At 41.5% G+C, this 18070-nt stretch carries 16 protein-coding genes, 1 pseudogene and 1 other annotated feature; of the genes and pseudogenes, 1 reads left to right on the top strand and 16 read right to left on the bottom strand.

Features of this window, described 5'->3' with window-relative positions; translation table 11 throughout:
* Positions 1-268: 268 nt before the first annotated feature.
* The 4 genes from ACTNEW_RS11460 to ACTNEW_RS11445 form a co-directional block, all read right to left on the bottom strand.
* On the bottom strand, positions 269-2809 hold the full coding sequence (locus ACTNEW_RS11460; protein ID WP_441060999.1) for a right-handed parallel beta-helix repeat-containing protein: 2541 nt from the start codon (positions 2807-2809) through the stop codon (positions 269-271).
* A 427-nt stretch (positions 2810-3236) separates the two neighbouring features.
* Positions 3237-3611 (bottom strand): 50S ribosomal protein L7/L12, encoded by a 375-nt coding sequence (gene rplL / locus ACTNEW_RS11455; RefSeq protein WP_441060996.1) that lies wholly within the window; start codon positions 3609-3611, stop codon positions 3237-3239.
* 80 nt (positions 3612-3691) lie between these two features.
* Positions 3692-4213 carry a 50S ribosomal protein L10 gene (rplJ, locus tag ACTNEW_RS11450; RefSeq protein WP_441060993.1) on the bottom strand — a complete coding sequence of 174 codons (522 nt, stop codon included), beginning with the start codon at positions 4211-4213 and terminating at the stop codon, positions 3692-3694.
* Between the two features lie 66 nt (positions 4214-4279).
* Positions 4280-4414 (bottom strand) — a sequence feature (ribosomal protein L10 leader region).
* 113 nt (positions 4415-4527) lie between these two features.
* Entirely contained in the window at positions 4528-4716 is a 189-nt protein-coding gene (locus ACTNEW_RS11445) for a DUF6472 family protein (protein ID WP_441060990.1), read from the bottom strand.
* Positions 4717-4926: 210 nt separating this feature from the next.
* Here ACTNEW_RS11445 and ACTNEW_RS11440 point away from each other — a divergent pair, with 210 nt between their 5' ends.
* Entirely contained in the window at positions 4927-6030 is a 1104-nt protein-coding gene (locus ACTNEW_RS11440; RefSeq protein WP_441060987.1) for an FAD:protein FMN transferase, read from the top strand.
* 16 nt (positions 6031-6046) lie between these two features.
* Here the strand turns inward: ACTNEW_RS11440 and ACTNEW_RS11435 are convergent, their stop codons facing one another.
* The 12 genes and pseudogenes from ACTNEW_RS11435 to ACTNEW_RS11380 form a co-directional block, all read right to left on the bottom strand.
* Entirely contained in the window at positions 6047-6607 is a 561-nt protein-coding gene (locus ACTNEW_RS11435; protein ID WP_441060984.1) for a GNAT family N-acetyltransferase, read from the bottom strand.
* 12 nt (positions 6608-6619) lie between these two features.
* The gene (locus ACTNEW_RS11430; RefSeq protein ID WP_441060981.1) at positions 6620-6868 is read right to left on the bottom strand and encodes a kinase; all 249 of its coding nucleotides are present in this window, start codon (positions 6866-6868) and stop codon (positions 6620-6622) included.
* Positions 6869-6959: 91 nt separating this feature from the next.
* On the bottom strand, positions 6960-7892 hold the full coding sequence (locus tag ACTNEW_RS11425; RefSeq protein WP_441060978.1) for a calcium/sodium antiporter: 933 nt from the start codon (positions 7890-7892) through the stop codon (positions 6960-6962).
* A gap of 385 nt (positions 7893-8277) precedes the next feature.
* Positions 8278-9636 carry an MATE family efflux transporter gene (locus ACTNEW_RS11420; RefSeq protein ID WP_441060975.1) on the bottom strand — a complete coding sequence of 453 codons (1359 nt, stop codon included), beginning with the start codon at positions 9634-9636 and terminating at the stop codon, positions 8278-8280.
* A gap of 172 nt (positions 9637-9808) precedes the next feature.
* A pseudogene (locus ACTNEW_RS11415) lies at positions 9809-9988 on the bottom strand (sporulation transcriptional regulator SpoIIID); the annotation flags it as partial.
* Complete coding sequence (locus tag ACTNEW_RS11410) at positions 9951-11525, bottom strand: recombinase family protein (RefSeq protein ID WP_441060972.1); 1575 nt, start codon at positions 11523-11525, stop codon at positions 9951-9953. The pseudogene ACTNEW_RS11415 and the gene ACTNEW_RS11410, both read right to left, overlap by 38 nt.
* 392 nt (positions 11526-11917) lie before the next feature.
* Positions 11918-13408, bottom strand: coding sequence for an ATP-binding protein (locus tag ACTNEW_RS11405; RefSeq protein ID WP_441060970.1), 1491 nt, complete (start codon positions 13406-13408; stop codon positions 11918-11920).
* Between the two features lie 174 nt (positions 13409-13582).
* Positions 13583-13897, bottom strand: a complete 315-nt coding sequence (locus tag ACTNEW_RS11400) for a shikimate kinase (RefSeq protein ID WP_441061024.1) — start codon at positions 13895-13897, stop codon at positions 13583-13585.
* A 108-nt stretch (positions 13898-14005) separates the two neighbouring features.
* A complete protein-coding gene (locus tag ACTNEW_RS11395) occupies positions 14006-15232 on the bottom strand; it encodes an AAA family ATPase (protein ID WP_441060967.1) in 1227 nt (408 codons plus the stop codon).
* 132 nt (positions 15233-15364) lie between these two features.
* Positions 15365-15541, bottom strand: coding sequence for a hypothetical protein (locus tag ACTNEW_RS11390; protein ID WP_441060964.1), 177 nt, complete (start codon positions 15539-15541; stop codon positions 15365-15367).
* Positions 15542-15980: 439 nt separating this feature from the next.
* Positions 15981-17315 carry a VapE domain-containing protein gene (locus tag ACTNEW_RS11385; RefSeq protein ID WP_441060962.1) on the bottom strand — a complete coding sequence of 445 codons (1335 nt, stop codon included), beginning with the start codon at positions 17313-17315 and terminating at the stop codon, positions 15981-15983.
* Positions 17239-17940 (bottom strand): CHC2 zinc finger domain-containing protein, encoded by a 702-nt coding sequence (locus tag ACTNEW_RS11380; protein ID WP_441060959.1) that lies wholly within the window; start codon positions 17938-17940, stop codon positions 17239-17241. Before ACTNEW_RS11380 ends, ACTNEW_RS11385 begins: the two co-directional genes overlap by 77 nt.
* Positions 17941-18070: the final 130 nt, after the last annotated feature.

Here is an 18070-nt window from a genome sequence, read left to right as displayed (position 1 = left end):
TCAACCCTGTCAATCATTTTTTTATTTTTTGTAATATTTTTTATTCCAAAAAATAAATTGATTCCACTGTGCCAGAGCAAGTATGAAATCTCAGAAAAAGAAAGGGGCCAAACTGCCTTGACCCCTGTTGTTACCGCAGACTGATCCGCGATCTGTTCTTATTATTCTGTTGCTTCCTGTGCTGCAATTGCTGCAGACAAATATGCCTGCCGTGTCAGTCTGCCTTCTTTCTGTTCCTGAAATCATGCAGACATATAGGTTTGCAGCATCAGGCTACCTTCTTTTCATTTGTAATGGCATTTCCATATTTATCGTATACCTTGATCAGAAGAACGGTTCCTTTTTTCTGCGCCTTAATGGGAACGGTGTATTTCCAGTTCTTCGAGATCCTGGCGCTTCCCAGTTTTTTACTGTTGCTCTTCACATAAACATAAACACTGCTTCCTCCGGTGGCGGTACCTGTGATTGTCTTCGTCGTACTTTTCACCGTACTGATACTGAAATTCTTAACGTTCTGCACCTGCCCCTTACACTTGGAAAAATAAATCGCATAGGTTCCCTTATTCGCCTGGAGCGTATTCTTTTTCTGAAGCTTGATTGTGGAAGAATAACAGTAAATCCCGTACTTGGCATTGGTAATTGCTTTATTATACGTCATGGAAGTAATCGTGGAACTGTGAATCTCAATTCCATATTTCTTGTTGCTGGTGCATATATTCTTGTCAATGGAGGTACTGTGGCTTCCGGCTGAAATTCTGATTCCATCGGACGCACAGCTTTTCACCTGATTGCTCACCACCTTGTTTCCGGTACTTCCATATTTATAAGAAGAAGTAGTATAAATATAAATCCCAATATTGGATGCACCGGATACCACATTTCCGCTGATTTCATTATTCCGGCTTCCACCCAGGTAAATTCCGAAGCTTGTAAAAGCGCCCGGATTGGAAAGCGAAATGGTATTTTTGGTAACTTTACAGCTTGCTGTACGGGCCAGATGGATGCCGTTTGCATATCCCTTGATGGTATTTCCCGTTACAGTAACACCCCGCAGAACATAATCCCCTTTTGGAATCGGATAGGTAGGGGTCACCGCTTCCTGTCCGCCAAGATAAACTCCATATCCTCTCCAGAGAACCCCTGCAATATTACACGGTTTTGCCAGCGTAATTTTGTTTTTGGATACTACTACATTCTCCGAGTATTGGTTCTGTTTGGAACTGGCCGTCTGTCCCGAAAGGAGATGTGCATGGGTCTGCCTCATAGGACTTACATAAATACCGGATCCCACATTCGTCATTGTATTGCCGCTGGTTTCTGAATCCTTACAATTCAAAAACCAGACTGCTCTTTTTTTCACATTTTTAAATGTATTGTTTCGCACAATGATTTTGGTATATGGTTTATTAAATACCATGCTGTGGCTTCCCGCTCCGGCAAAAACATTCTGAAACAGATTTTTTTCAATAACAATGTCTGTGCAGACGGTTCCATCAAAAGGCTGGTACCTCGGAAAAATCTCATCCAGACACGTATCGATCTGAATGCATTCCTGCCCGGTAGTTTCATGAGGTGTCCAGTATCCCTCAAATTTGCATCCTGTGATCAGCGCATGTTTGACGCCTCCCAATTCGATAAAATGGGATTTCAGATTATTCAGGAATGTGGCATTTTTAATCGTCACGTTCGTGGCATGCCCGATTCGGAAACCGACAAAACCTCCGTCTGCTTCTTTGTTGGCACAGGACTCATAATTACAGTCCCAGGTTCCGCCTTCTATTGTAATGTTGCGATAACCGTTATATCCGCCCTCGGAAATTTCCGTATTTCCAAGACGGAGCAGAATCTGTTTTTTGGTACTGGTCTTCTTCATAACTGCGCCGACCGCATACAGATGCATATTGCTGTACATGCTGATCGTGCCCTTTATTTCATAATTGCCGGGCGGTATGATCACTTTATAGGGATGGTCATCCGTTGCCAGATCTTTTGCTTTATAAAGAAGGATATTCAGTCTTTCCACAAAATCTTCTCCTTCTTTCAAGACAAGTGTGGCTTCCGACTCTCCAAGTATCAGATCATCTTCGCTCTTCGTTTCTTCCCCATCCGTAATTCCCGGATTTGAGCCATCACCAATGGAATCTGTTCCGTTTTTGTCTTCTGTTTTGGTGTTATCTTCTGTTTCCGTTTTTTCCTGTCCATCTGAAAATACACTGCCGGAGGCGTTTCCCGAATCCGCATGATTGATGTTGGTATCTTCCCCTGCGGTAAACAATTCCACATCCGGATTCTGTTCTGTCAATTCTGACGAGGCACTGTACAGCTGAGAAATATCTCCGTTCTGAAACTCCACAGGACTCTGAAACACTTCCATATCGTCCGGACAGTTTTCTTCCGTCTGCCAGATATCCTGATCTGTTTCCCCAAATATTTCTGTACTCTGAGGATCCGACCCAGAATTTTCCCCTTCTGTTTCTATCGTATCCGGAGATGCGGTTTCTGCCAAAGACTCACCGTTCTGTACCAGTGCGGCATCTCCGGATTCAGCCTCCTCCATCTTCTCTTTTTCCGCGTCTTCTTCAAACATTGTATCCATCCAGGAAAAATCCTCCGGAATTTCCCCGCACTCAGTGTCCTCCGTTTCCTCCTCAAGATACTCTTCCACTCGCTCTTCAGCCAGAACTTCTTTCATTGGATCCGCAACCGTCGCAGTCGCCGCTTCTGCTTCAATCATTGTCAGCGGTCCGGACACACACATGGCCGCAGCCAAACATACGCTCAACCATTTCGCATATTTTTTTCTTTTCATCTTCTTCCCTCTTCCTGCCAGATGAACTCCTGCTTCCTCTGTATCTCACAGGCAGGGACAACAAATGCATCCCACTCTGTTGACTCTTTTCCGTTTCCTTTTCTTCTTTTCACGATATATAAGTAAAAATATTATAACACAGCTTCTTTTCCAAAATAAGTGTTCCTGATGCAATAGTTTTAACTTTTCATTACAATTCTGTTTGTTTTTTATAATTTTACAGGGAGTCGGAAGTCTTTTCATTATACAGAAGGATTCTCCGCCTGCCGCAAATTGCTTCAGCAGTATGTTCTCTCTCCGCCACAATGAGCTCCTGCCCGAAGGGCTTTTATATTGCAGGAAAATACAAAACATTTTCCTGCAAAACAAAAAAAGACCCGCGAAGGTCTGGAATCCAGAGCCTTCACGGGTGTAAGATCGGCTGAAATTATTTAAGTGTAACTTTAGCGCCTTCTGCTTCAAGTTTTGCTTTGAGGTCTTCAGCTTCTGCTTTGGATGCAGCTTCTTTAACAACCTTCGGAGCACCGTCAACAACAGCTTTTGCTTCTTTCAGACCTAAGCCTGTAGCTTCACGAACAACTTTGATAACTTTAACTTTGTTCGGGCCAACATCTGTAAGTTCTACGTCGAACTCATCTTTCTCTTCTGCTGCTTCTGCTGCGCCGCCTGCTGCTGCAACTACAACACCTGCTGCTGCAGATACACCAAATTCTTCTTCGCAAGCTTTTACTAATTCATTTAACTCTAATACGGATAATTCTTTGATTGCCGCAATAAATTCTTCTGTTGTTAATTTTGCCATTTTAATTTCCCTCCATATAATCTTATTATTTTTCTTCCCGTTCTGTATACGGGCTATTTTTAGAAATGTGACCGGGCTAATTAAGCCTCAGCGCTTTTTGCAGCGATTGCTGCTTCTGCTCCGCCTGCTTCTGCAACCTGATTAAGAACACGAGCCAGGTTGGTAATCGGAGACTGGATGCTTCCAAGCAATTTGCCAAGAAGTTCTTCTCTGGATGGAATCTGAGAAAGAGCCTGAATTCCTGCCTGATCATTGTAGTTGCCTTCAACGACACCGGCGATCAGTTCTAATGCCGGGAACTGTTTTGCATATTTAGCAAGGATTCTTGCCGGTGCTGTAGCGTCTGTTGCGGAAATTGCAAGAGCGTTGGTTCCTTCCAGATGCTTGCAAAGGCTTTCACATGCTGTTCCTGCAAAAGCACGATTCATCAGAGTGTTTTTGTAAACTTTGTACTGAACACCAGATTCTCTTAATTCCTTACGAAGAATAGTATCCTGCTCAACAGTAAGACCACTGTAATTAACAAGAACTACACACTGTGCGTCTTTAATGTTGTTTGCGATTTCTTCTACGATTGGTTGTTTCAGTTCTACTTTTGCCATGAAATGGTACACCTCCTTATAGATTTATACCGCCGCGCAATGAGAATATTCTGATGCGGAAACCCGCGTACAAAATAAAAAGGTCTGACTGCATGACAATCAGACCTTGTGTAATCTTAATAGAATACTTAGTCCTCGGTAGGCGTTTTAACCCTTATGCCTTACGGCACCTACTGTCTTCGGCAGCGTTCTTAGATACAATAACATATTGTACAACCGCTGTCAAGAGTTTTTGGAAAGATTCTTTGTTTGATTTTGAAAAGATTCTTTGCTTAAAAAAATTCTTTGTTTGAAAAGATTCTTTGTTTTTTGGACTACATCTGTTTACGCACAATTTTATATTCATCACCCATGCGGAAATACGGACACTGGCTGAAATTCCCGGAAATAAAACGGGCCATCTCATCTTCATCCAGATTCACTTCACATGTATAGCATTCATAATCTTCATCATAGGAATAATTCATGCAGTACTCACAGTTACTTATACGATGATTCTTCATTATATCTACCTCTCTTATGCAGAGTATCTCCCGTTATTTCCAGATTGCTGATTCTGAAATATTTTTTTGGGGGACCTTATTGCCATTCACTTTGTTCACCATCTCTCCACGATTTCCCGACTTTGCAGAAATATATTTTTCGTATATAATGCTGTTGAAATGAAAAGCTTATGATACGCTGACATTCAAAAAATATACAGGAGATTTCCCATGAAAAAAATACATTACCGCTTCGTTTCCTTTTTCCGCACCGCCATCCTTACATCCGCAGTTCTTCTGGCATGCAGCATATCCGGATGCTCTTCCGAAAATTCTTCCGGCAGTTCTTCCGAAGCTTCTGTTTCCGAAGAAGCAACGAAGGATTATATCCGTTCCACCAGCTTCAAGCTGAATACGGTTGTCACCATCACGATTTATGATTCCGAAGATGAAGCTCTGCTTGCTCAATGCATGGAGCTCTGCGATAAATACGAAAAAATATTCAGCAGAACCTCTTCTGACAGTGAATTATTCCAGCTGAATCACAGAGAACTCACTCCTGTTGAAGGACAGACGGATACTTATCAGGTATCAGAAGAACTGGCAGATCTTTTGTCCATCGGGCTTTCCTGGACTCAGAAATCTAATGAAGCCTTTGATATCGCTATTGCACCGCTGACAGAACTCTGGGATTTCACCTCCGAAACGCCCACGGTTCCTGCTGATTCCGATATCCGGAATGCCCTTTCCAAATGCGGTATTCAGGGCGTTTCCATCCATGACCGGAACATTACTCTGGAATCCGATGATACCGCCTTTGACCTTGGCGGCATTGCCAAAGGGTATATCGCCGACCGCATCAAAGATTATCTGGTTTCTCAGGGAATTCAAAGCGCAACCATCAATCTCGGCGGAAATGTACTCTGTATCGGAGCCAAACCGGATGGAACGCCTTTCAAAATCGGTGTACAGAAGCCGTTTGCAGACCGCAATGAAACTGCAGCCGCAATGGAAATCACCGACAAATCCGTGGTATCCTCCGGAATTTATGAACGTTTTTTTGAACAGGATGGTGTTCTTTACCATCATATTCTGAATTCTCAGACCGGATATCCTTACAAAAATGATCTCATTGCTGTCACCATCGTTTCTGATCATTCCGTAGATGGCGATGCGCTGAGCACCACCTGTTTTGCCCTGGGGTATGAAAAAGGGCTGGAATTCATCGAAACTATTCCGGATACGGAAGCTATTTTCATTACCAGTGATTACGAACTGCATTATACAAAAGATTTTCAGAAAAACATCACAGTCAGTGCTTCGCGCCTTTCCTGATCCAGAGCGTGTTGCTTCAGTGTTCCGCGCCTTCCCTGATCAGGCGCGGATGCAGGAAGCGGGCACCCTCTTCCCCCAGAATATATTCCAGCATATCCACATATTCTGCAAATGTCAGTCTTCCATCCGGTGTCAGAAGTTCAAAGTCCGTCTCATATACATTAGCAAAAAGTCCTGTTTCTTTCAGCCCATTTCGAAGATAAAACGCTTTTCTTCTTTTCCGGTCCTCTGCATTCTCTGCCGTTTCATCCTGCATCTCAATTTCAAAAATGTATTTTTTGCCCTGAAAACGTTCCAGGAGGGCACGGATGGCTCTGCTTCCGCAGCCGCTGCTGCGTCTGTCCGGTGCAATAGCAAAGTAATCCAGAAGCGCCGTTTTTTCTGCCAGCATATTCATTGCCAGCCCCGCAAATCCTCCCTCATCTGTAACTGCCAGCATTTCCATTTTTCCCTGTCTGACCAGATCCTCCATCAGAGCCAGAGGTTTTTTCTCTTCCTCGGGAAATGCTTCTTCATAAAGAGCATACACCTGCTCTCTGTACTGGCTTCCATCACCAAAAATATCCGCAAACTGCATTTTTCTCACCTCTTACTCCATCATATCCGGCCATGATAAAATTTCATCAGAAATTGTTTTTTCATAATCTCCTTCCACCTCACGGCTTCGCCCTGCGGAAAACACATTGGTCTCTGCTCCGCGTACTCCATCCTCGTATTCCCATACATGAAAGCTCAGCCCGCGAAACATAAAATCCAGACTTCCGCAGCCGTCCTCTTCCGTATACTGATAATTGATATTTTTTGTTTTCAGTGCTTCCTGCACCTGTTCCAGCCTCATTCCGTTCCTCCTTATCCTGTTCCGTGGAATTTTCAAACATGCTTCAGGCATTTATTTTTCGATGTATTCGTATCATCCAGGGTGGTATTTACTAGCTGATCAGATACACAAAATATGCCGCATAAGAAACCAGCATGACAATACCGCCTGCTCTTGACAATTTATGATCCTTCACTACACACAGCCACAGGAGAATTCCTGCCGCAGCGGAAATCACCATATCTATTATAAATTTGGATTCAAAAACGACCGGGGTGATCAGTGCTGTGGTACCAACCACAAACAAAATATTAAACACATTGCTTCCAACGATATTTCCAATGGCAATATCGGCTTTTCCCTTGCATGCTGCTGCAACGGAAGTTACCAGCTCCGGAAGAGAGGTTCCGAGAGCAACGATCGTAAGTCCGATAAAGCGCTCACTCATGCCAAAAATTCTTGCAAGTTCTGTTGCTGCATCTACAGCGAAATCGCTTCCCAGCATAATCAGGACAATTCCCACGGCAATCAGAAGCAGCAGCTTCCATATCGGCTGATCGACCGTTTCCTCTTCCACATCTGCTTTATCTTTTTTTGCCATCCAGAACAGATACGACAGATAAAGAATAAATGCCGCCCAGAGGACAACACCTTCCCATCGTACGATTTCATTCCCGTTACAGCCCAGCGCAAGCAGCAGAAATGTAATCACCAGCATGTACGGAATTTCAATTTTTACGGTAGATTTCGCTACTTTGATCGGTACGATCACAGATGCAATGCCAAGAATCACCAGAACATTCAGGATATTGCTTCCTACAATATTACCGATTGTAATACCTGCATTTCCCTTCAATGCTGCCGTAATACTCACCGCTGCCTCAGGTGCGCTGGTTCCCATTGCCACAATCGTAAGACCGACCACAAGATGCGGAATGCCGAATTTCTCCGCAATGCCTGCAGCTCCGTCCACAAACCAGTCAGCTCCTTTTACCAGCATCAGAAATCCCACTGCCAGAAGCAACAACTGCCACACAATCTCCATATACGATTCCTCCAATCTTTTCTCTGACATCTCTCGTCAAGATGCAAAAAAAGAGACTTTTACCGCACACAAAAATGCGATAAAAGTCTCGTTCTTATTTCAGTATGTATCCCGGCCCCGAAAGGCGTGATGACGTGATACATAACATCTTCCGAAGATGCGAACTACTCCCTGATATCGAGAAGATTTTATCAGAACCATGACACTCCGTCAAGGAGAAATATTTTTATTTTTGATGGTTTAGCTTTCCGATAGATGTGCATCACAATTTATGACAATTCGCCAGTTATCTTTTATACCAATGATTTTGTAATTTTACGGAAAACTGCCTTTTACCTGGCTATTTACATCGCAGAACTTTTCTTTGTTTTTTGTTTATTGCAAATTACGCTCCAATAGTATCATCGCGAATTCTCAGCAATTCTTTTCTATGAAAGAAATAATAAACAAAACCTGTCACATCTGCGAGAATCCAGCCAATCGGCACTGACCACCAGATTCCGACAACTCCAATGGAAGGAATTGCAGAGAGCACATAAGCCAACACAACTCGTGTTCCCAGAGAAATCACAGTAAGAACTACGGACATCCCGGGTCTGCTGACTGCCCGATATAATCCATATAACAAAAATAAACATCCGATTCCGCAGTAAAAAGCACCTTCAATATGCAGATAACGTACTCCTTCCGCAATAATTTCCGTTTCTCCGGCATTTACAAACAGCATCATCAGCGGGCGGGCAAACACCCACACAGCCATGGACACCACAATACAGAAGGCTGCCGAAGCCATTACCGCTCCTTTGAGCCCTGCCTGAATTCTCTTTTCATTTCCTGCGCCATAATTCTGTGCAATAAAAGTCGAAAAAGCATTCCCAAAATCCTGCACAGGCATATAAGCAAAAGCATCAATTTTTACAGCAGCCGCAAAAGCCGCCATGACAACCGGTCCGAAACTATTTACCAGCCCCTGGACCATTAGAATTCCAAGATTCATGACCGACTGCTGAATACAGGTAAGGACAGAAAAACCGGCAATTTCTCGGATACAGCTCAACCGGACATGCCAGTGGCTTCTGTCAGGACGAAGCTGCGGACATTTCACAATTGCATATACCGCAATCCCGATTCCTGAGATATACTGTGAAATCACAGTAGCCTCCGCAGCACCTGCCGCGCCCCTGTGAATCCCCAGTACAAACCACAGGTCCAGAGCAATATTCAGCACTGCCGAAACTGCCAGAAAAATCAGCGGAACCATGGAATTTCCAATCGCCCGAAGAAACGATGCAAAATAATTATAGAAAAAAGTTGCCGTGATTCCCCCAAAAATCACCGACAGATATTCCCTCATAATTCCCCATACTTCCTCCGGCACCTGCAACAGAAAACGGATCTGGTTCAGGCTGCAGAATGCAGCAATATTGAGAACAGCCGTCAGAACGGCTATCAGGATAAATGACCCGCAGATTCCATCCTGCAGTCCCTGTTCATCCCTCTGACCGAATCGAATAGAAAATACGGCTCCGCTTCCCATACAAAGCCCCAGCAGAATTGAAGTCAGAAATGTCATCAACGTAAATGACGACCCAACCGCTGCCAGGGCATTCGCACCGAGATACTTTCCCACGATTAAAGTATCCGCAATATTGTAACACTGCTGCATCAGATTTCCCAGAATCATCGGAACCGCAAAACGCAGCATAGACCCCATAACGGGGCCTTTTGTCAGATTGATATTCATAATTTTACTCTTTTCTTTTGTTAATTAGAGTGGGGTTGAAAATTGCTTTATTGTACGTTGTTTTACTGCACGTTGTTTTACTGTACGTTGTTACTGCTTATTTTCTTTTGTATTATATATTTTATTTTTACGTTGCACAATATCACATTACATAAATTCTTTCGATAAATCTCTATCTGTGTTCAAGACGCAGATATCTTTCTCTGGTCGCAAGACCGCCGCGGATATGACGCTCCTGTTTATTCAAATCCAGCACTGCCCTCGCCTGTCTGGCAAGTGACGGATTCAGCTGGATGAGACGTTCGGTGACATCTTTATGTATAGACGTTACTATTTGAAATGGTTTTATCGTTGCTGTTGGGATCATCCTCTATCAGTATTGTTTCATCTAACCCCAGATCCCCCAACAGACGTAAATAGATGTCTACATTCCCGTCTTTGTCTACTTCAATTTTCTGAATCAGTTTCTTTAACTGCACATTGGTCATCTGGTGTACATCCGTGATATCTTCGATTGTTTTGAATGTGTTGTTCAAAATGGCTTCCAGTTGCTCACCCTTAGTCAAATGGTAAGATACCATCTTAAGTTCATTTTCCAGACGCTCGATTTCCTGTCGCATGCCACCGATTTTCTCATTCAGCTCCTCACGAGAAATCAGATCATCGGTATACATATCCATATATTTCTGTCTGGTCTTTTGCAGCTTTGTAAGCTGTGCAGTCAACTCTTTCTCGTATTCCAGATTTTCATCCTTTGCCTTGTAAACTCTCTGGAACTCATTCACTACATGGTCGATTACCTTTTTCTTCTGCTTCAATACATTGGCAAAATACTCCTGCAGAACTCCGATCAGTTCTTCCTCATCCACTGTCATTGCATTCGGACAACTGTCCGCTCCACGCCCATTATGTCCGGAACAAACCCATCGGACATAAGTATTCTTGTAAGTACGAACCATCCTTCGAAAAGACCATCCACATTCCTTGCATTTAATTAAGGTGGAAAAAAGGTATTTATTGCTTTGGCGTTCGTGCTTCATATTGAAAGACGCATGTCGGGAGTGCAACGTGTCCCCTGCCTTTTCAAAGGTCTCGTCATCAATAATCCGAAGCTCCGGCCGCTCTACGACCATCCATTCCGTCTCATCTTTATCCGCTCTCTGACCGGTCAAGAAATCTGTCACTTCCTGCTTGCCATTGATGATTTTCCCGGTATAAAGCTCATTGGTCAGGATCCGACAGATAGCATTCTGGCTCCATTTGCAATTCCGCTTTGTGGTCAGCCCTTTTTCGTTCAGCATATTGGCAATCTTGGCAGCTCCATAACCTTCTTCCGTATACCATCTATAAATCTGGCGGATCACTTTCGCTTCTTCCTCATTAATAGCCAGATTGAAATAATCTCCAATTGTCTTATCATATCCGTACACAATGTTAGGAACCCGTCCTTTTTCTGCGTTCATTTTCTTGCCGAACTTTACACGTTTGGAAGTGTTGGCACTTTCCTCCTGGGCAAGCGCACCGAAGATAGTCAACACAAATTCACTGTTACCCATGCTGGTCATGTTGGCTGTGAGGAATTGGGTTTCGATACCAAGGGCTTTCAGTTTGCGGATGTTCTGTAAAAGATCCACCGTATTTCTGGCAAAACGGGAAATATCCTTTACAACGACCATATCAAATAAACCATGCTCCGCATCAGACATCATGCGAAGAAATTCTTTACGATTTTTTATTTTAGTTCCTGAAATGCCCTCATCTGCATATAATCTTACTAAGATGTCGCCGGTACGTTTGGTGTATTCGGAGAAAAATTCTTTTTGAGCTTCCAGGCTGTTGAGCTGGTCAGTTTTATCGGTGGAAACACGACAATAAGCTGCTATGTTCATGTTGGGTGACCTTTCTGTTATAGTTGTGACGTTCTGTTACTACTTTATTATATCGTAAAGTGGAGGATCGTAAACATAGAAAATGTAGGAGATTATGAAATACTATTCCATAATCTCCTACAACTCAATTAATAATTCTCTCTGAAAAAAATTTAATCGTATCTTTCAGATCATCACTGAAGTCATCAAGATCTTCCAGTGTAATGGCACCTTCATTTAATAAAGACATTATAATTATCTGATGGATTTCCCTCTCCACTAAGGATTTCGATGTACTTTTTATTCAGTTTATCCATATATGCTTCTTGCCATCCAGCAATCTTACTTCGGAATAATTTCCAGTCTTTTTCAGAAAATCTGTTCATATCAGTCACAGCACCTCTCAATACTATTTATCTTTTTTTGTAGCGCTTTCCTTTAGTTGCTCCATTATCTTCAAGTTTTTCATCGGATACTAATGCGCGAAGCAATTCCTTAGTCCTGGTTTCTTTCACTCCAAGTACCTCTACCAACTCATTTGCTTTATACCAGATATCCGGTTTCATAAAAGCAAGAATCTTTTCATATTGTTCTTGCGTTTTTTTCGTCGCTTTTTTTCCGTCGCTTTTTTCCGTCGCTTTTTTTCCGTCGCTTTTTTCCGTCGCCTTTTTCACAAAAGGAAGTGACAGTACTGTCCTGTCCGGATCAAATCGTTCCTCAATCTCCGGTTCTATGAATCCTTCATCTTCCCATACATTGAAAATATTCGGAACACCACTTCCGGCACGTTCACCTATATTAATGAGATTGAACATTTTCATGAGAGATTTGTTTCTAGGATCAGACTCACCACCTAAGCGCATCTGTTTTTTACCGGTTCTAACATATCCTGGATTCGCAAAGATAATTTTATCTGGTTCTTTTCTGATTACCACTCCACGAACTCCATGATAATCAGCATTAATCAAGCAGTTTGCCAATGCCTCACGAAGTGCCTTGTGTACCGGAGTATCATCAACACGCTCTCCGCCTACCATCTTAAATGGTATTTTGATATCCTTAATAATCTTATTGTAAACTCTAAAGTAAAAATCACAAACATTTCCCGACCATTCACCGGAACTGGACTGTAATCTATCAGTCCAACGAATCGTGGGGTCGAGTTCTTCCCTGTAATCCAAAAAATATTCTGGAAAATGTCTGACAATGTTATACTCATTACCAAACATAAGCATACCTGCTGCAGTCGGATGTAACTGTCCATCTTCCTCCGAAATGGCTGCGGCACCTATACTTCTTAAATACTCATGGTCATTAAGACGTTCAAAAGGATGTCCTTCTTTCAAAGTTCTATGACTATTACGGTAACCATGGATTGTCTCATAATTTAAATCTTCCATAGGTACTTTATCAAGTACTTCCATATCCATCGTTCTCTCCGTCTGGTCACGGAGCATGGTCTTTACCTGTAATCTGGTACAATGATAGTCACCTTCATAATTCCTGCGAAATGTTCCATTGAAAATGTCATTATTAATATACACCGGTTTTTGTTCTCTCTTCGCCATCGGCACATAAATAACCATAACAACATCTTTATTTTCGCCTACCACATAAGTGTCTATATCTTCATCAGACAAAAGATTAATATTTACTTTTTTCGGATTGTTAATGGTGTCCCAAAAATCTTTGCGCAATTTCGCTTCATTTTGTAATCCTGTTGTCCTCCAACTGCCATCTTTTTCTTCTTTAACACCAAGAATAATGACACCGCCATAGCAATTTGCAAATGCAGAATAAGTATCCCATAAAGAAACCGGCAAACCACCATTTGCCTTTTTCACTTCTCTTCGGTTATCTTCTCTATATTCATCGAACTGTGAAATATCAAATATATCTTGCACTGCAATCACCCTTCTTTCACATATTTGTATTAATGATTTTAGCCCAACTTTAGACATAAAACAATACATAAATCATTCTAAAATCCCGCTTTCCTCAGCTCATCCATCATTGCCGGTCTTCTACGATATATTACTTTCCACTCTTTAGCAATCTGATCTGCCATCTCCCTTCCGTCAGGATATTTTGCAATCTTTTTCATATAAGTCATTAAACCTTTGTATGCTTATCATCTGAATAAATATTGTCATTTTCATCACTGAATACGAGCCTGGAAAAATATTTTCTGGAGTATCATACAGTTCAATTAACAGGATATCATCAGCAATAATGCGTGTTTTGAAGTTTTCAGTATTGACAAACTCTTCAAGGGACATCTCCATGCGCCTTATTATTTCTTCATCCAGATCGAAAAAGTCAAATCCAAGCCGTTCGGCAAGCAATTTTCCAACGGTTGATTTTCCAACATTTGAAACGCCAAATAAAAGTATCTTAATTGTTCAATAGCCTCCATTTGATAAGTTTACCATATCTGCTCTTTATTTCTTTCCATGTATTCCTGGCGACGTTTTTTCTTCCATGATTTCATCCCGACCTTTTTAGGCATTGACATTCCCCCAATCTATGATTCTTCGCAAGTTTGGATCAGCGCCATATTTCCCCTCCAGATACTGCTTGTCAAACTTTGCATCTTTACGAACAGATTCTCCTTTACTGTTCTTAAATTCAACCAGAGAATAAAGCTTGGAGTTCTGACTGTTTCCTTTCGCGACAAACCAGATTTCGTCTCTACGGAACACTTCGCTGTTCATTGTTGACAAATCATGAGATGTAAAGATTAGTTGAGCACCTTTCCGATTCACTTCCATATCGTTGTACAGCATAATAATATGCCGAAGCAATGCCGGATGAATTTTCGCATCCAGTTCATCGATTACTAAAGTTGTTCCACTGATTAAGCTTTCAGCTATAAATGGGAGCAATCCAAACAATTTTTTTGTACCACTGGACTCATCAGACAGATTCAGTTCTGCCTCATAGCCATCTACTTCATGCTTCGTAAAAACCTCAATCCGGTCATGTTCTTTTTCTTCCACACGGAAATCCAAAATATCCAGATCCATTTCCTGAATCATTTTCAAAACAAGATCCTTTACATCATCAGAATTAGCAATCGCCATACGTAATTCCTGCATCGGATTTCCGTAATTCATAAAATCAATACCAAACTCAAACCAATCCAACACATCATTTACGATTTCATTTTTCCGATAAGTAATTCCAAGATAGGAGAGTAACGGAAGAGTGTCCGATAACTCGTCACTTATTTTCAATCTGGCAAAAGTGCCTTTCAGAATAATTCCCTGATCGCCTCTCTCAAAAAGTGCTGATCTTCTACCGGTATCTAACTTTACACGATCCAGACGTTCATATAAAACCACATCGCGTTTTATATTCAAAATATAGCGGTACTCAGCCAACTCTGTTCTGAAAAACACCTCAAATTCCGTAGGTTCTTCTTTTTTCTTTTCCGAAAAAGCGAACGGCTCAATAACCAATTTTTTACGAGGTATTACACGATCTTCATTATCACTGGTTGCATATAATGGTCGAAGTACCTTTAATGATAAACTATGCAAAGCTTCAAGGACATTTGATTTGCCACCACCATTCGGTCCGTAAATAGCTGACACCGGCAAATATAACTCACCGTCTCTATCCTTGATGATTCGATCTTCATGTTCAGAAATGGCGGCAGCTTGCATATCAAACGTTGCCTCGTCTCGTATACTTTTAAAATTCTTAACTGTAAATTGACACAACATAATAGTTACCTCCAAATTCCACACTACTTTCACTATCTATTATATTCCATTTTCATATTTTGTAAACAATATTTGCGATAAAATCTCATATTTTTGTTTGTAATTTGTATAAAGGGAGATTCTACACACTATTTACGCAGAATCTCCCTCATCACATTCCTTCTCCCGGTCAACCTGATCCGCCGCAGCCTGAATCGCTTTTTCTACCTTTTCTGAATTGGCATCTATTAAAATTTTTAGTATGTAATCGGCGGTTGCTACCACTGAGTTCGGATTATGAATTCTATAATTTAGTTTTCTTTTCTGCATAGCGGAGCATCCACCTCCTCCCTGCGGTTTTCTCTTTGTCCATAACTATGAGAAAATATATGAAAATAGTCCTTTAAAATATTGTGCTTCGCAAATGTAACTGAAACACACAAAAATCCATGTCGATTGCCCGACAGAGAGAGTAGATATTTTCTCTTCGGAAATGCTGCTTTCAATCTGTGACAAAGTGATGTAAACCAGAATGTCAACTATATTGAGAACACTTTTAAAAATCAGTCTATATAATTCATTCCTCTTCATGTATGAAAATAAAGTTTTCAAATTCAGTAGTTTACATTTCTATGAAAGTCTTAAAAGCACTGATATTACAATGATTTTCCCAGCAAACCAACTGTAAACTATCTGTCAATTATCGAATACTATTCGTCATAAAAGTTCATCTCCCCAAATGATAAAACATCCTCTCTCTGTCGAGCATTCAAAATGGTAACACCTGTTGTTCACTCTCTGTCAGTTCCCGAAATCCATCCTCGGCGTTCTGGTTTACATCATTGACGCATCTCGTCCAGCCTTTCTGAGTTCCATAATTTCGGAATCTGTGAGAGCTAATCCGCTTCCAGCCAACAATTTTTGTATCCATAATCTCTGCGATTTCATTTGATTCATATCTCTTTGGTTCTCCATACTGATGATCCAGTGCTTCTTTCCAGATCATTTTGATGCAGACATAATCTTCCCTATAATCATCCAGCCATCCTTGAATTGTCCCTGCCAATGTATCCTCCTGCATGAACTGTTCCCGATATAAGCTAATTTGTGATTCCATTTCTCTGGAAAATTTCATCAGCTCTGCCGGATTCTCCGCGGTACGATATAGGTACATAGCCTCTGCCCAGAGCTGATCAAAGTATGCTCTTGCCTCCGCTTCGTCATCTAAAATATGTTTTTCTGCTTTCTCTGCATGAATCATGATTGGCAGAAATCTTCTCGCCCCACTCCGGTCAAATGGCAAGAATTGCTTTGTATTCGTTGTCCCTGCAAAAACACATTGTCTCAGTCGATCTTCTTCATACTGCTGATACGGAATACGAAACGTATCTTTCTGTCTGACAAGAAATGATTTGATCTCTTCGTTACTCTTTGCACTGACTGCAGCAATCATCTCCGACATCTCCATAATCCAATGTCCACGAAGTTTTCCGTATACTTTTTCATCATTCAGATGTTTCAAATCATCAGAAAACCAGTCATCCTTTATCGCAAGAAAGCGAAAAAATGTTGATTTTCCAGCTCCTTGTGTGCCAACCAGGCAGAGCATTTCATCCATCTTATACCCTGGATGAAAAACTCGTAGTATCGCACCTATCATAAAATGCTTCAAGCATTCATGTGCCAATTCCGATTCATCCGCTCCCATATACCGCTTCAACACATGACGGATACGCTCCGTTCCATCCCATTGAAGTTCATTCAGATAGTCACAGATTGGATGATACTTGTTGCTGTTCGCCTCTGCTCTCAATGCTTTTTTCATATTTTTCTCATTTCCCAAATCATAGTATCGTTCAAAGTAATAAAACAGAAATTCCTCCCCTTCGTCTGTCAGCGAAGTAACCCGGTCATTCCACCAGAGGATTTTTACCACATCTACCCGCTGATTCAACAAATTAAAACGCAGACTTCCGGCAAGAATCGGATCTTCTCTGAGGACGGTCATATAATTCTGCATCGTTCCCTTAACCGTTCCGTTCATTGTTACCGCAAGCTGCTCTTTGATATTCCTCACCGCTTCCAGATCTACCATTGATTCCATCCGACACACTGCATTCTCTCGATTTTCTTCTGACATAATCATCACACTTTCGCTCAATTTCTTCCACCTTCTTTCTCTTTTCCTGCACCCAATAATCTCTATCCCATTTTTCACCGAACAAAAGAATATCCAGAACGTACTCAACATAGCTTAGTTCCCGTAATGCTTCCACAAAACGTTCATTCCATTCTTCCTTCGGATTCTTGGGTGCATATTGTTTCTTCCAGTCTAAAAGCATTAATCGATAATCCAAATATGCTCTTACACATCTAATCCCATCATCATCCCGTTTCTTTGTCCGTATTATTTCTGCCGTTTTAATCGAATCGTTCTTTTTCCCTACAGGAGAGTTCCTTGACTTGCTGATGTAGCTAATTCCAAAATCATCTGCCAGTTTTACAGCTGCTTCTCTGGCACCGAGTCCAAATAACTGTGCAGTAAAATCAATTGCATCTCCGGTACATCCACAACCAAAGCAATAATATCTACGATCAACCTTCATGCTGGGAGTGTTGTCCTTATGAAAAATACACCTGATCAACCCACTTCGGTTAGGTTTGAGCCCATACAATTCCGCCGCCTGTCTAACTGTGACATTCTTCTTTACTTCTTCAAATAATCCCATCTTAGTTCCTTCCCATCTGCTGAAATATTACATTCGGACTTTTATTCAAAAATGAATATATCGATTGTCCAAAGAAGGATAAAAAAAGACCCTTCTATATATCCAAATTTTGAGAGGGTCTTATACAACA

Source organism: Blautia sp. HCP3S3_G3 (genome assembly GCF_052063365.1).
Taxonomy (GTDB): domain Bacteria; phylum Bacillota; class Clostridia; order Lachnospirales; family Lachnospiraceae; genus Blautia_A.
This window is presented reverse-complemented; position numbering and strand designations above follow the sequence as displayed.

What these genes read in the sequence shown, in the direction of transcription:
- ACTNEW_RS11460 (WP_441060999.1), bottom strand. Translation starts at nt 2,809, where the DNA reads ATGAAAAGAAAAAAATATGCGAAATGGTTGAGCGTATGTTTGGCTGCG.
- rplL (WP_441060996.1), bottom strand. Translation starts at nt 3,611, where the DNA reads ATGGCAAAATTAACAACAGAAGAATTTATTGCGGCAATCAAAGAATTA.
- rplJ (WP_441060993.1), bottom strand. Translation starts at nt 4,213, where the DNA reads ATGGCAAAAGTAGAACTGAAACAACCAATCGTAGAAGAAATCGCAAAC.
- ACTNEW_RS11445 (WP_441060990.1), bottom strand. Translation starts at nt 4,716, where the DNA reads ATGAAGAATCATCGTATAAGTAACTGTGAGTACTGCATGAATTATTCC.
- ACTNEW_RS11440 (WP_441060987.1), top strand. Translation starts at nt 4,927, where the DNA reads ATGAAAAAAATACATTACCGCTTCGTTTCCTTTTTCCGCACCGCCATC.
- ACTNEW_RS11435 (WP_441060984.1), bottom strand. Translation starts at nt 6,607, where the DNA reads ATGCAGTTTGCGGATATTTTTGGTGATGGAAGCCAGTACAGAGAGCAG.
- ACTNEW_RS11430 (WP_441060981.1), bottom strand. Translation starts at nt 6,868, where the DNA reads ATGAGGCTGGAACAGGTGCAGGAAGCACTGAAAACAAAAAATATCAAT.
- ACTNEW_RS11425 (WP_441060978.1), bottom strand. Translation starts at nt 7,892, where the DNA reads ATGGAGATTGTGTGGCAGTTGTTGCTTCTGGCAGTGGGATTTCTGATG.
- ACTNEW_RS11420 (WP_441060975.1), bottom strand. Translation starts at nt 9,636, where the DNA reads ATGAATATCAATCTGACAAAAGGCCCCGTTATGGGGTCTATGCTGCGT.
- ACTNEW_RS11410 (WP_441060972.1), bottom strand. Translation starts at nt 11,525, where the DNA reads ATGAACATAGCAGCTTATTGTCGTGTTTCCACCGATAAAACTGACCAG.
- ACTNEW_RS11395 (WP_441060967.1), bottom strand. Translation starts at nt 15,232, where the DNA reads ATGTTGTGTCAATTTACAGTTAAGAATTTTAAAAGTATACGAGACGAG.
- ACTNEW_RS11390 (WP_441060964.1), bottom strand. Translation starts at nt 15,541, where the DNA reads ATGCAGAAAAGAAAACTAAATTATAGAATTCATAATCCGAACTCAGTG.
- ACTNEW_RS11385 (WP_441060962.1), bottom strand. Translation starts at nt 17,315, where the DNA reads ATGGAATCAATGGTAGATCTGGAAGCGGTGAGGAATATCAAAGAGCAG.
- ACTNEW_RS11380 (WP_441060959.1), bottom strand. Translation starts at nt 17,940, where the DNA reads ATGGGATTATTTGAAGAAGTAAAGAAGAATGTCACAGTTAGACAGGCG.